Here is a 13281-nt window from a genome sequence, read left to right on the forward strand (position 1 = left end):
TTATTAGCCGTCCCGGTGCACACAGCTGATGTGCGCACCGGGCGGCTGACACTTGAGGAGAAACACCATGCCTACACCCGCTAAGGGTCCCCGCCTCGGAGGCGGAGCGGCTCACGAGCGCCTTATGCTCGCGAACCTGTCCGCCGCTCTGTTCGAGCACAAGCGGATCACCACCACCTTGACCAAGGCCAAGCGCCTGAGCCCCTACGCAGAGCGACTGGTAACTTTCGCAAAGCGTGGCGACTTGTCATCACGGCGCCGCGTTCTCGGCCTGATCAGCAACAAGGGCATTGTCCATGAGCTGTTCACCGACATCGCCAAGGCTGTAGAAAACCGCGATGGCGGCTACACCCGCATCACCAAGATCGGCAACCGTAAGGGCGACAACGCTCCCATGGCTGTCATCGAGCTCGTTCTGGAACCGGTTAGCCCCAAGCAGGCCGTTGTGAAGGAAGCTACCGCTGCTGCCGCCAAGGCCGCCCCGGTTGAAGAAGCTCAGGTTGAAGAAGTTGTAGAGACCGAAGTTGTAGCTGAAGAAGCTGCAGTAGAGGTTGAAGAAGCAGCTGCGCAAGAGACCAAGTAATTCATAAGCGAAAGCTTTTGTTTTAGTAGCAAGGACCCGTCACCTTCAAGGTGGCGGGTCCTTGCCGCATTTAACGGTCTGTGACTACGCTGTTCTGTGTGCCTCGCCTGGGCAGCCGTATTGTGGCCCGTGCGGTGCCCCAGACTGGTTACTGAGGTTGCGGATCCAATTCGGTGACGCCATGGCTGGCCGGTAGAATTCAGGCATGCAAAACCACCATCCTTCTCCCGAAGAACTAGGCCTTGTCCGTGTACGTCTGGACATTGCGTACGACGGCGGTCCCTTCAGCGGGTGGGCCATTCAGCCGGGGCTGCAGACACTGCAGGGAACCCTGGAGGAGGCCCTGGCGCTGATCATGCGCCGACTCGTGCGCCTCACAGTGGCAGGACGTACGGACACAGGTGTTCACGCCCGCGGGCAGGTGGCCCATTGCGACTTCACCCAGGCGGAATGGGATGGGCTGAACCGAGACAATACCGTCGAACCGTGCCTGGCCCTGCTCCGTCGCATCAACGGGGCGCTGGGGTGGGTCCTGAAGGACTCCCAGGGGGCCATCCAGATCCAGAGGGTGCAACGGGCCGGCCATGGTTTTGACGCGCGGTTCTCGGCCCTGTGGAGGCGCTACAGCTATAGGATTGCCGACGCTTCAACCAAGCGGGATCCGTTACTGCGCACGCAGACCCTGTGGTTCAACCAGGACCTTGACGCCGATCTGATGGATGCCGGGGCCGCCGAGCTTCTGGGGCTGGGAGATTTCAAGGCCTTTGCCAAACCGCGCGAGGGTTCCACCACAGTGCGGACCCTGCAGCGCTTCGATTTCACCCGTGGGGATGACGGTGTGATTAACCTCAACATCCAGGCCGATGCGTTTTGCCACAACATGGTGCGTGCATTGACAGGTGCGGCGCTGCGCGTCGGGCAGGGCATGGAGGGTCCGCATTGGATGCGCGAGAGACAGTTGGCGGGCGTCAGGGACGCCAAATCCGTGCTGGCAAGCGCCCACCCGCTAATTTTCGAGGAAGTACGGTACCCGGACGCGGCTGAACTTCATGAACGCGCCACCTTAACCCGGACGCGACGGGCACCCGTAACAGCCTTTGGTACCCCGCTTTGACCTTGGCCTATTATTAAAGGTATCGTGGATAGTCGTTGTGCGTGTCCTATCCCGATACCACGCGCCCGTTACAGGTCCGGTTGCAGGACTACCACTGAATGGGCGTCATCGGGAAGTGTCAGGATGACTGGTGTTAGAGCCCTCACCTCTGTTCCGGTAAACGCATAGATAGCAGGTGTCAACCATCTGTGACACCACCTAAGAACAAGAAACGAAGGCAAAAACCGTGCGTACGTATACCCCGAAGCCCGGCGATATCAACCGTCAGTGGCACATCATCGATGCCAATGACGTTGTCTTGGGCCGTCTTGCCAGCCAGACCGCAACACTGCTGCGTGGAAAGCACAAGCCGACCTTCGCTCCCCATATGGACATGGGCGATTTCGTCATCATCATCAACGCCGAGAAGGTTGCCCTGACCGGCGCCAAGCTCGAACAGAAGCGCGCTTACCGCCACTCCGGTTTCCCGGGCGGCCTGTCAAGCGTCAACTATGCAGAACTGCTGGAGAAGAACCCGGTTCGCGCAGTGGAGAAGGCCATCGCTGGCATGCTCCCCAAGACCAAGCTGGGCAACGCTCAGATCAGCAAGCTGAAGGTCTACCGCGGCTCCGAGCACCCCCACGCAGCGCAGCAGCCCCAGACTTTCGAAATTACCCAGGTCGCCCAGTAGTCCTGGCCACCGCCTCAATCATTAATCAAGGAGAATCGTGGCTCAGAACACTGAAGAGCTGAACACCGAAGCCGTTGTGGCCGAGGAAGAAGTTTTGACTAGCTACACGAGCGAAAGCTCAGCTGCATCTGATGCAGCACCCAAGAAGGAACGCCCGGCACTGACCGTATCAGGCGCTGCTGTTGGCCGTCGCAAGCAGGCAATTGCCCGCGTTCGCGTGGTTCCCGGCACCGGCAAGTGGGTTGTTAACGGCCGCGAGCTGTCCAACTACTTCCCGAACAAGCTGCACCAGCAAGAAGTTAACGACCCGTTCCGCATCCTCGATCTCGATGGTGCTTACGACGTCTGGGCCCGTATCCACGGTGGCGGTGCATCAGGCCAGGCCGGTGCTTTGCGTCTGGGCGTTGCTCGTTCCTTGAACGAGATCGACGTTGAGAACAACCGCGCGATCCTGAAGAAGGCAGGCTTCCTTACCCGTGACGCACGCGTCATCGAGCGTAAGAAGGCTGGTCTGAAGAAGGCTCGTAAGGCTTCGCAGTACTCCAAGCGCTAATCTCAGCGCTCCTAGAAAATCCCCGGCCGCTTCGCGACCGGGGATTTTTTGGTACCCTGCGCTGATATTAGCGCTTGGCTCCACAAGCGCTAATTTCTGTGCTTCCATAAAATGCCCGGCCGCTTTGTAGCCGGGCATTTTTGCGTGCTGGCATGAACCGTTGCCATCGGCATGCCCTTATCCAATGGAACATTGTGAGCGGGCGCATGGGTGGGGTGCGGTGGTTTTCTCAGTTCCATGATTTAGACTGAAGAAGATGTCAAGATTATTTGGAACAGACGGTGTCCGCGGTTTGGCCAATGGCCTACTGACGGCTGAATTGGCCTTATCCCTCGCACAAGCCGCAGCTGTTGTGCTCGGTCATGAGCAGATGAGCGAGGGCAAGCGCCCCCGAGCGGTGCTTGCCCGTGATCCCAGAGCCAGCGGTGAGTTCATTGGTGCTGCCGTGGTGGCTGGGCTGGCAAGTGCCGGCGTGGACGTCTATGACGCAGGTGTACTGCCTACTCCCGCGGCGGCGTTTCTGATTGCCGACCTCGGCGCAGACTTTGGCGTGATGATCTCCGCCTCCCACAACCCGGCGCCAGATAATGGCATTAAGTTCTTTGCGCGGGGTGGCACAAAGCTCGCTGACGATGTTGAAGACGCCATTGAGTCTCAGCTCCAGCACGATGCTGTGCGGCCCATAGGTGTTGACGTGGGGCGTATTCAACGCTTTGCTGATGCCGAGGATCGCTACATTGTGCACTTGCTGGGCACACTGCCAAACCGTTTGGACGGGCTGAAGATTGTCCTTGACTGTGCCCATGGCGCAGCCAGCGGATGCTCCCCCCAGGTCTTCACGGACGCGGGTGCGCAGATTACTGTCATTGGTGCCGAACCTGACGGGCTGAACATCAACGAAGGTGTTGGGTCCACGCACTTGGAACTGCTGCAGGAAACCGTTCTGGCAACTGGTTCTGACTTGGGGATCGCTCATGACGGCGATGCTGATCGTTGCCTGGCAGTGGACCACGAGGGCAACGTCATAGATGGCGACCAGATCATGGCTGTCCTCGCCCTGGCTCAAAAGGCTTCTGGAGAGCTCAAAGATGATGTCCTTGTGGCCACCATTATGAGCAATCTGGGCTTGAAGATTGCCTTGCGTAATGCTGGCATCACGGTCCGTGAAACCGGTGTGGGGGATCGCTACGTGCTCGAAGAGATGCGGCGGGGCAGCTACACCCTCGGCGGCGAGCAGTCCGGGCACGTGATCTTCTCCAAGTACGCCACCACAGGAGACGGGTTGTTGACCGGGCTGCAGCTCGCGGCTCAGGTGGCCAAAACAGGCAAGAGCCTGAAGGAATTGGCTGCTGTCATGACCAAGCTCCCGCAAATCATGATCAACGTCAAGAACGTGGACAAGAACCGGGCTTCCTCCACTCCTGCCATCAATGCCGCGGTGGCCAAAGCCGAAAGCGAACTCGGCGATACCGGGCGCGTCCTGTTACGCCCCTCGGGCACCGAAGCGCTGGTGCGTGTCATGGTTGAAGCCGGAGACATTGAAACGGCAGAACGTATTTGTAACGATTTGGTGAGCGTAGTCAAAGCAGAGCTTTCGCTCTAAGAAGCCTGTTTCTAGGGTGTCTGGGGTGCCTTCAGGGGCAAGGTAAAGCGTCACAGACAAGATAAAGGGCGGCAACCGTGGGGTTGCCGCCCTTTATTGTTGGGGGAATGCTAGCTCGGGTTAATTAGTGCTGCCCGCCGCTGGGCGTGGCCTTGAGAGCATCGCGGATTTCGGTGAGCAGAGCGAGTTGCGGATCAACCTCGGCCTCCGGTTCCTTGATGCCGAGCTTGGCGTTGCGCTTGGCGATGATGTGGTTCATGGGGATAACCACGGCGAAGTAAATAGCCGCGGCAACTAACAAGAAGTTAACCACTGCGGTAAGGAATACTCCGAAGAGGATATCAACGCCGCCAATGGTGACAACGGCGAAACTATCGAAGTTTGGTGACTGGAATATTGCGGCGATAAGCGGCATCAGGATGTTCTTTACGAGGGAGTTTATGACTGCCCCGAAAGCTGCACCGATGACGACAGCGACGGCAAGGTCAACGACATTGCCCTTCATAATGAAATCTCTGAATCCCTTTAGCATGCCCTTAAGCTACCGCATTAGCGGGCATTCTGTATGGATTCGGCGAGAAATATATTTGTAGCGCTATTTGTAGCCGGGTGAGCCGGGAAGCCCAAGATATTCCTCATAGCTTGCGATGCCCCGAACCTTCATGTCTTGGGCAGCTCCAACGCCGAGGTAGCGCAGATGCCATGGTTCAGCCAAGTAGCCAGTCTTCAGTTCCGCGCCGGGGACATAGCGGACCACGAAGCCATGGTCATGAGCGTGCGCGGCAACCCACTGCGCTGCTGGATTTCCAGCGAAACATGAGGTGAAATCACATGCTGACCCTGCAGCGGCGTCGCCTATGTCAATGGCCAACCCGGTTTGGTGCTCCGAGAAGCCGGGGCGGGCCGAGGTGGTATCAGCGGCTGCGGCTCCTTTTTTGGCCACATAGCTGTTGTAGAGGTTGAACTGTGTGTCATAGGAGCGGTAGCTGCTCATCAGGGTCAAGTTCACGCCTTGAGCGGCTGCTGCGGTGAACATCCGTTCTGCAGCAGCGGCGGCCTCCGCCCGGAGTGCGCCGGGCTCTTGTGAGCCTGTGGCTACGGCCGGGGCTCTCAGATCTTTTGGTGCATACTTCAGCGGGCTGAGCTGGTGCGTTTTATTGACGAGCACCAAAGAACTGTTGGGATTGAATATATCCAACAGTTTCTTGTCTGATGGAACCTCAGATCCGGTGGCGAACAACTTTTGGATGGGCGAGCCTGATGCTGCGCCTTTGACAAGAGTCTGCGCTGGGGTAGTAGCTGGGGCTATGGGGGACGCGGAGCTTCCTGATGCGGATAGCGGTTTCTGCTTTGCCGATGGAGCAGGATCATGGGTGGGAGTGGCCGAAGCTGTGGGTGAGGAAAGCACCTGTGAGGCGTCGGTGCCCGAACGTGCGGATGCTGGAGCGGCGCCGGAGGGCCCGGCTGAGTCTGTGGAGGCGTCCAGGGCCAGCGCACCGACCAGGACCAGGGTGGCCCCAACCAGGGAGAGGAGCACGCCACCAGGGCGCGGCCAGGACAATTCACGGTGCAGACGCGCACCTAGAGTTTGCCGAGGGTGCCGTGTCTGGTGGAATCCCACAACCGGCACTAGACCTTCCTCAAAAGCATGCGGCGGATGGAGTGATCGGAGTCCTTGGTGAGTACTAACTGGGCGCGGCCGCGTGTGGGCAGCACATTCTGCAGTAGGTTCGGTTCGTTGATGCTCTTCCAGATGCGCGATGCCGTGGCTGTCGCCTCAACATCGGAAAGGGCTGCATAGCGGCGGAAGTAGGAATCAGGATCGGCGAATGCGCCGCTGCGCAGGGAACGGAAACGGTCAATGTACCACTGCTCAATGTGGCTGGTCTTGGCGTCCACATAGATCGAAAAGTCGAAAAAATCGCTTACGGCCAGACCGGAGCGTCCATCGCTGCGGGGGCGGGCAGCGGCGAGCACATTTAGCCCTTCCACAATGAGCACATCAGGGCGCCGGACCACTACTTCTTTGCCGGGGATAATGTCATAGCTGAGGTGGGAGTACATGGGAGCGCGGACTTCCTCGGCGCCGCTCTTGACGGCGCTGACGAATCGCAGCAGTGCCCGGCGGTCATAGGACTCAGGGAAGCCTTTGCGGCCCATGAGCCCGCGGCGTTCCAATTCGGAGTTGGGATAGAGGAAGCCGTCTGTTGTGACAAGTTCCACATTGGGGGTATCCGGCCAGCGGCGCAGCATTTCACGAAGTACCCGTGCCGTGGTGGATTTGCCCACAGCCACGGAGCCGGCCACACCAATGACAAAGGGGGTACGGGAGCCGTGTTCACCCAGGAATGTAGTGGTGGCGTTGTGCAAGTGACCTGCAGCGCCCACGTAGAGGTTCAACAGGCGCGAGAGCGGCAAATACACATCGTGGATCTCGCGCAGGTTTAGCTGGTCGCCGAGCCCACGCAGGCGCTGGATGTCGGATTCATCCAGAGGTTGCTCAATCTTGTTGGCAAGACGGGACCACGTCTGGCGGTCCAGTTCCACGAAAGGGGAGGCGCTGACGCTATTGCTCGGCTCGGTTCTCTGCGCTGTCACACCTGCAATTCTGCCTTGTTTGCTGTGAGGTGGGAAACGAGAGTGGTAGAACACTTCTGGGTTGGTGATGGTTTTTCATGACACTTATGCCAGAGGACGTAGAACGTCCTCTAAATTCCGAGGGGTTTATGATTGATTTTCATGTGTGGAATTGTGGGATACGCCGGTACCGCCCCGGCTCAAAGTACTGCAGCATCAGCTGGGCAACGCGCTCTTGAGGTAATTGTGGAGGGACTAAGGCGGCTTGAATACCGGGGTTACGACTCCGCTGGTATTGCGGTGGTTGGCGCTGATGGCATCGCGATGCGCAAGAAGAGCGGAAAACTTGTCAAACTCTTGGAAGAGCTGGCACTGCACCCGCTCCCCGCCGCAACGGCCGGGATCGGGCATACCCGCTGGGCTACACACGGCGGTCCCACCGATGCCAATGCCCATCCCCATGTGGTTGGCGGCGGCAGCTTGGCCGTGGTGCACAACGGGATTATTGAAAACTACTCAGGACTCAAAGCTGACTTACTGGAACGCGGGCACAGTTTCGCTTCCGAGACCGACAGCGAAGTTGCCGCCACCTTGCTGGGCGAAATCTACGCCAGCCTGGGCGCGGATGGCGGTGATGCGGATGGCGCCGCGGATGGTCCAGTGGCCGGCGGTGGCAGGCTCGCCTCGGCCATGCGGCTTGTGGGGCAGCAACTCGACGGCGCTTTCACCTTGGTGGCCACGCATGTGGCGGAACCTGGCGTAGTGGTGGCCGCCCGCCGCAACTCTCCTTTGGTAGTGGGGTTGGGTGATGGGGAGAACTTCCTGGGCTCGGACGTTTCGGGATTCATTGACTACACCCGGCGGGCTGTTGAGCTGGGACAAAACCAGGTTGTCAGCATCACCGGCACGTCCGTGGAGATCACTGATTTTTACGGTACCCCGGCGCAGGGCCGTGAATACTTGGTGGACTGGGATTCGGCAGCTGCTGAAAAGGGCGGGTATCCCTCCTTTATGGAGAAGGAAATCAATGACCAGCCCGACGCCGTCGCCCAAACCCTGCTGGGCCGGACCAACGGCGAGGGTGTCCTAACACTCGATGAATTGCGGGTTGACCCGTCAGTTCTCAAGTCCATCAACCGAATCATTGTGCTTGCTTGCGGCACCTCCGCCTATGCCGGACAGGTAGCCCGGTACGCCATTGAGCACTGGTGCAGGATCCCCACCGAGGTGGAGCTCTCTCACGAATTCAGGTACCGGGATCCCATTGTGGATGAACGCACCCTTGTGGTCTCTATTTCCCAATCCGGGGAAACCATGGACACCTTGATGGCTGTTCGCTATGCCAAGGAGCAAGGCGCCGTTACGGTCTCGATCTGTAACACCAATGGTTCCACGATTCCCCGCGAATCAGACGCGGTGCTATACACGCATGCGGGGCCGGAGATTGCCGTGGCCTCCACCAAGGCGTTCCTGGCCCAAATTACGGCCACCTATCTGCTGGGACTTTATTTGGCACAGCTGCGCGGAAACTTGTTCCAAGGCCAAATCAAGGACATTCTGGCCGAACTGGCCAAGACCCCCGCAAAGATAGCGCGCGTTCTGGAGAACGCAGAGCAGGTCAAGGAACTTGCCCGCAGCATGGCCGAGACCCGCACCGTGCTCTTCCTGGGCAGGCACGTGGGCTATCCGGTAGCCATGGAAGGGGCCTTAAAGCTCAAAGAACTGGCCTACATCCATGCTGAAGGTTTTGCCGCGGGGGAGTTGAAGCACGGGCCCATCGCACTCATTGAAGAAGGCCAGCCCGTCATTGTGGTGGTTCCTTCGCCGCGGGGGCGTGATTCGCTCCACGCCAAAGTGGTCTCCAACATCCAAGAGGTACGGGCGCGCGGCGCCAAGACCATTGTGATCGCCGAAGAAGGCGATGAATCCGTGCGGGAGCACGCAGAGCATGTGTTCTACATTCCCGAGACAAGCACGCTCCTAGCCCCTCTTCTGGCAACGGTACCGCTGCAGATCTTTGCGCTGGAACTGGCCACGGCCAAGGGCTATGACGTGGATCAGCCCCGCAACCTGGCCAAGTCCGTCACCGTGGAATAATGTGACCCGCCGCTCGCCGCGGCCCGCGAGCTGCGGTGAGATTACTGACCGCGGCAGCTACTGGAGATAAGGTGGAGCCATGATTATTGGCATTGGTGTGGATGTTGTTGACATTGAACGATTCGGCCGCCAGCTGGAGCGGACTCCCGGGCTCCGAGAGCGCCTCTTTGTGCCGGCCGAGCGCGGTCTGAACACGCGTTCGCTGGCTGCGCGGTTTGCCGCCAAGGAGTCCGTTGCCAAGGCCTTGGGCGCGCCCGCGGGTATGAACTGGCAGGATTGCTGGATTGGGTTGGATGAGCACGGGCCCACCATCAATGTCAAGGGCACCGTGGCGGCCGTGGCCAAATCCAAGGGCATCAAGCACTGGCACCTTTCCATGAGCCACGACGGCGGGATTTCCACTGCCCTGGTGATTGCCGAAAGCTGACATGCTCAGCGCCCACACAGCCGCCTCCGTCCGCGCCGCCGAGCAGCCGTTTCTAGAGGCAGGGTGCGGAGCTGCGCTGATGCGCCAGGCAGCACATGGGCTCGCCATGGGCGTGGTGGCAATGCTGCGGGCACGCGGACGCGGTGTTTATGGGGCCCGGGCCGTATTGCTGATTGGCTCGGGTAACAATGGCGGCGACGCCCTCTATGCGGGTGCCTTGCTGGCGGCCCGCGGTGTACGCACGGCGGCGTTGCTCGCCGGTGCGCGGACCCATCCGGAGGCACTAACTGCTTTTCTCGGCGCAGGAGGACGTTGTATTGCGGAAGTGGACGCGGCCCAACCGGCACTGTGGGCCGAAGTCAGTGCGGCCGATGTGGTGGTTGACGGGTTGCTGGGCACCGGTGGGAGAGGTGGGCTCCGTGGTGCAGCAGCCGGGATTGTGGCAAGACTGCAAGAGTTGGAAGGCTCCGCCCGGCCTGCAGTGGTGGCCTGCGATCTGCCCAGCGGCGTGGACGCCACCACAGGGGCCGTTCATGGGCCCGTGCTGCGGGCGGACCTGACCATTACTTTTGGCGCCCACAAGGCCGGGCTGCTAAGTGCCCCGGGTGAACAATTCGCCGGCACCGTAAAGCTCATTGACCTAGGGATCACGGAGGCGCTGGCAGACGCGGCACTGTTCCGGCTAGAGATTTCAGAGCTGGCCGCCATGCTGCCACAGCCCAAGAGTGCCGATCACAAATACACCCGAGGTGTGGCCGGGATTGTGGCCGGATCAAGCCAATATCCCGGGGCCGGATTGCTGGCGGTGGCGGCGGCTTCGGCCTGTGGGCCCGGCATGGTGCGTTATCTGGGACCGGCCGCGGTTGCCGCCGCCGTCCATCTGCGTAATCCCGAAGTGGTATGTTCGGATGCTTCGCCGGGGGAAGCACGGGTGCAGGCCTGGCTGGTGGGGCCAGGGATCAACGGCGATGACGCACAGCGTGAGCGGGCGCTCAGCGCCATCGCCTCGGGGCTGCCCACTGTGGTGGACGCCGGTGCGCTGGCGCTGGTGAACCCCGCGCAGGGAACTGAGAACGCGCACTTGATACTCACCCCGCATGCGGGTGAACTGGCAGAAATCCTGGCCCGGGCCAATCTGGACCTGGACCGCACCCAGATAGAGGCGGAGCCGCTTACTGCGGCACGCCGGGCAGCTGAAGTGTTCGGCGCTGTGGTCTTGTTGAAAGGGCCCACCACGCTCATCGCAGCGCCTGACGGGCTGGTGTTCACTGCGGCCAACGGTTCGGCCCGGCTTGCTACGGCCGGTAGCGGAGACACCCTTGCCGGGATCATCGTGGCACTGCTGGCCATGCTGGTTCAGGCCCCAGCTATTCGAACCCTGGACATTCCTGCCACAGAAGGCCCGCGCATTGCGGCTGAGCCCCGTGAACTTGCCCGTATTGCGGCGCTCGCAGCCGCGCTTCACGGCGAGCTGGCAAGCCTGAACCCCACTGCTCCTCTCAATGCCGGAGAGCTGGCGCAGCGAATCCCCTCCGTTTGGGCACAGTTGTGCCATAAAGGCTCTTAGTTGACCCCCACGTTTCGAAGGAGAACCATGGAAATTTGGCCGGGCCTGGCTCACCCGTTGGGTGCCCATGCGGACGCGGAAGGCACAAACTTTGCCTTGTTCAGCGAGGGTGCACAGGTGGTGACACTGTGCTTATTCAACTCGGACGGCACACGGACCACGCTGGAACTGACGGAAACAGACTGGTATGTGTGGCATGGCTACGTGCCCGGCGTAGTCTCCGGCCAGCACTATGGCTACCGTGTTGACGGCCCCTGGGGCCCGGCTAACGGCTTGCGTTTCAACGCCGCCAAACTCCTGTTGGACCCCTACGCCCGGGGGATAGCCGGCGGCATTGATTGGGGTCAAGAAGTCTTCGGCTATCAACTCGGGGAACCGCAAAGACGAAATGATGAGGATTCGGCAGCCCACACGTTATGCAGCGTGGTGGTGGACGATTCTTTTGACTGGAGCTACCCGGACGGCAGTACTGATAGGAGCCCGGGAACCCCGTACCACGAGACGGTCATTTACGAGGCCCACGTCAAGGGGCTCACCGCGCTGCACCCCGATGTTCCTGAGCACCAGCGTGGACGTTACGCGGGGGTGGCTCACCCCTCCGTGGCGGCCCACCTGAAAAGGGTGGGTGTGAGTGCCGTCGAACTCATGCCGGTGCACCAATTTGTGCAGGATGAGCGGCTGCTGGGCCAAGGCTTGCGCAACTATTGGGGCTACAACACGCTTGGTTTCTTCGCCCCACACAACGAATACGCCACCAGTGCCGACCCGTGCGAACAAGTGCGCGAGTTCAAGTCCATGGTCAAGGAACTGCACCGCAACGGCCTGGAAGTCATCCTCGATGTTGTGTACAACCACACTGCGGAGGGTAACCATCTGGGCCCCACATTGTCCTTCCGTGGCATTGACAATGATGCTTACTACCGGCTGATGGAAGGGGACAAGGAGCATTACCTGGACTACACGGGGACGGGAAATTCGCTCAATGTCCGCTCTCCCCACTCACTCCAACTCATCATGGATTCGTTGCGGTATTGGGTTACTGAAATGCATGTTGACGGGTTCCGTTTTGACCTTGCCGCCACCTTGGCCCGGGAATTTTATGATGTAGACAAACTCTCCTCATTCTTTGAGATGGTCCAGCAGGATCCTGTCATTTCGCGTGTGAAACTCATTGCTGAGCCGTGGGATCTTGGCCCCGGCGGGTACCAGGTGGGCAACTTCCCGCCACAATGGAGTGAGTGGAACGGCAAATTCCGGGCGCAGCCCCGTGGCCTCCATCAACTTCGTCACGGCCCATGACGGCTTCACCCTGGCCGATCTGGTCAGCTACAACGACAAACACAACGACGCCAACGGAGAAGAGAACCATGACGGCGAATCCGATAACCGTTCCTGGAACCACGGGGCGGAGGGCCCCACCAGCGATCCCGCCGTGCTGGCGCTCCGGGCACGGACACAGAGGAACTTTCTGACCACGTTGCTGCTCTCCCAAGGCGTGCCCATGATCGCGCACGGCGATGAGCTGGGCCGGACCCAGAACGGGAACAACAACGCCTACGCCCAGGACTCGGCGCTTTCTTGGATCAATTGGGACCAGGCCGATGCCGAGTTGATTGACTTTGTCTCCCGGCTGGCAAGGATACGGCAAGCGCACCCCGTGTTCCGGCGTCGCCGGTTCTTTGATGGGCGCCCTGTGGAACGTGGGGACGACGGCGCACTGCCGGACATTGTGTGGTTGCGCCCCGACGCAGCAGCCATGGCGCCTGCGGATTGGGACAGCGGATTCGGCCACAGCATTGGGGTTTTCCTCAACGGTGGCGGCATCCCGGACTGCGATGCCCGGGGCCAACCCGTAGTTGATGACTGCTTCTTGATGCTGTTCAACGGCGGTGATGACGCGGTGGAGTTCACCCTCCCGGATCAGGGCTACGCCATGCACTGGATAGTGGAAATCCATACGGATGGGGTGGTGGGGCACCAACTTTCGGCGGGCGCCGTCGTTCTTGTCACCGGTCGCTCGGTGCTGGTACTGCGCGCCCCGGATCGGGACTAGATGCAGATCACATCCAAGGCGTGGCAAGATTGCTGGT

At 60.2% G+C, this 13281-nt stretch carries 11 protein-coding genes and 1 pseudogene; 9 read left to right on the forward strand and 3 right to left on the reverse strand.

The features are described from left to right. The first annotated feature begins 67 nt into the window (after positions 1–67). The 5 genes from rplQ (at position 68) to glmM (ending at position 4523) form a co-directional block, all read left to right on the forward strand. Positions 68–583: a 50S ribosomal protein L17 gene (gene rplQ / locus CVS29_RS06855; RefSeq protein WP_110105578.1), complete on the forward strand. Its 516-nt coding sequence runs from the start codon at positions 68–70 to the stop codon at positions 581–583. Between the two features lie 205 nt (positions 584–788). Next, entirely contained in the window at positions 789–1697 is a 909-nt protein-coding gene (locus tag CVS29_RS06860; protein WP_110105579.1) for a tRNA pseudouridine synthase A, read from the forward strand. A gap of 226 nt (positions 1698–1923) precedes the next feature. Beyond that, positions 1924–2367 (forward strand): 50S ribosomal protein L13, encoded by a 444-nt coding sequence (gene rplM / locus CVS29_RS06865; RefSeq protein ID WP_110105580.1) that lies wholly within the window; start codon positions 1924–1926, stop codon positions 2365–2367. 37 nt (positions 2368–2404) lie between these two features. Then, positions 2405–2920: a 30S ribosomal protein S9 gene (gene rpsI, locus CVS29_RS06870; RefSeq protein WP_110105581.1), complete on the forward strand. Its 516-nt coding sequence runs from the start codon at positions 2405–2407 to the stop codon at positions 2918–2920. 256 nt (positions 2921–3176) lie between these two features. Next, a complete protein-coding gene (gene glmM / locus CVS29_RS06875; protein WP_110105582.1) occupies positions 3177–4523 on the forward strand; it encodes a phosphoglucosamine mutase in 1347 nt (448 codons plus the stop codon). Positions 4524–4647: 124 nt separating this feature from the next. Here the strand turns inward: glmM and mscL are convergent, their stop codons facing one another. The 3 genes from mscL to coaA all read right to left on the reverse strand — a co-directional run bounded on the left by mscL (position 4648) and on the right by coaA (position 7121). After that, positions 4648–5055, reverse strand: coding sequence for a large conductance mechanosensitive channel protein MscL (gene mscL / locus CVS29_RS06880; protein WP_110105583.1), 408 nt, complete (start codon positions 5053–5055; stop codon positions 4648–4650). A gap of 63 nt (positions 5056–5118) precedes the next feature. Further along, positions 5119–6153, reverse strand: a complete 1035-nt coding sequence (locus tag CVS29_RS06885; RefSeq protein WP_245932096.1) for a M15 family metallopeptidase — start codon at positions 6151–6153, stop codon at positions 5119–5121. After that, entirely contained in the window at positions 6153–7121 is a 969-nt protein-coding gene (gene coaA, locus CVS29_RS06890; protein WP_110105584.1) for a type I pantothenate kinase, read from the reverse strand. Before coaA ends, CVS29_RS06885 begins: the two co-directional genes overlap by 1 nt. Before the next feature lie 141 nt (positions 7122–7262). On the opposite strand from coaA, the gene glmS reads away from it, so the two are divergent. The 4 genes and pseudogenes from glmS (at position 7263) to CVS29_RS06910 (ending at position 13244) form a co-directional block, all read left to right on the forward strand. Next, positions 7263–9197: a glutamine--fructose-6-phosphate transaminase (isomerizing) gene (gene glmS / locus CVS29_RS06895; RefSeq protein ID WP_110105585.1), complete on the forward strand. Its 1935-nt coding sequence runs from the start codon at positions 7263–7265 to the stop codon at positions 9195–9197. 79 nt (positions 9198–9276) lie between these two features. Next, positions 9277–9624, forward strand: coding sequence for a holo-ACP synthase (locus tag CVS29_RS06900; RefSeq protein WP_110105586.1), 348 nt, complete (start codon positions 9277–9279; stop codon positions 9622–9624). A gap of 1 nt (position 9625) precedes the next feature. Continuing rightward, positions 9626–11191, forward strand: coding sequence for an NAD(P)H-hydrate dehydratase (locus CVS29_RS06905; RefSeq protein ID WP_110105587.1), 1566 nt, complete (start codon positions 9626–9628; stop codon positions 11189–11191). A gap of 27 nt (positions 11192–11218) precedes the next feature. Beyond that, positions 11219–13244: pseudogene (locus CVS29_RS06910) on the forward strand (glycogen debranching protein). Positions 13245–13281: the final 37 nt, after the last annotated feature.

It is taken from the genome of Arthrobacter psychrochitiniphilus, assembly GCF_003185915.1.
In the GTDB taxonomy this organism is placed as follows: domain Bacteria; phylum Actinomycetota; class Actinomycetes; order Actinomycetales; family Micrococcaceae; genus Specibacter; species Specibacter psychrochitiniphilus.

Bases quoted from the DNA above. Each gene is read 5' to 3' on its own strand.
- rplQ (WP_110105578.1), top strand. From the start codon at position 68: ATGCCTACACCCGCTAAGGGTCCCCGCCTCGGAGGCGGAGCGGCTCAC.
- CVS29_RS06860 (WP_110105579.1), top strand. From the start codon at position 789: ATGCAAAACCACCATCCTTCTCCCGAAGAACTAGGCCTTGTCCGTGTA.
- glmM (WP_110105582.1), top strand. From the start codon at position 3,177: ATGTCAAGATTATTTGGAACAGACGGTGTCCGCGGTTTGGCCAATGGC.
- mscL (WP_110105583.1), bottom strand. From the start codon at position 5,055: ATGCTAAAGGGATTCAGAGATTTCATTATGAAGGGCAATGTCGTTGAC.
- glmS (WP_110105585.1), top strand. From the start codon at position 7,263: ATGTGTGGAATTGTGGGATACGCCGGTACCGCCCCGGCTCAAAGTACT.
- CVS29_RS06900 (WP_110105586.1), top strand. From the start codon at position 9,277: ATGATTATTGGCATTGGTGTGGATGTTGTTGACATTGAACGATTCGGC.
- CVS29_RS06905 (WP_110105587.1), top strand. From the start codon at position 9,626: ATGCTCAGCGCCCACACAGCCGCCTCCGTCCGCGCCGCCGAGCAGCCG.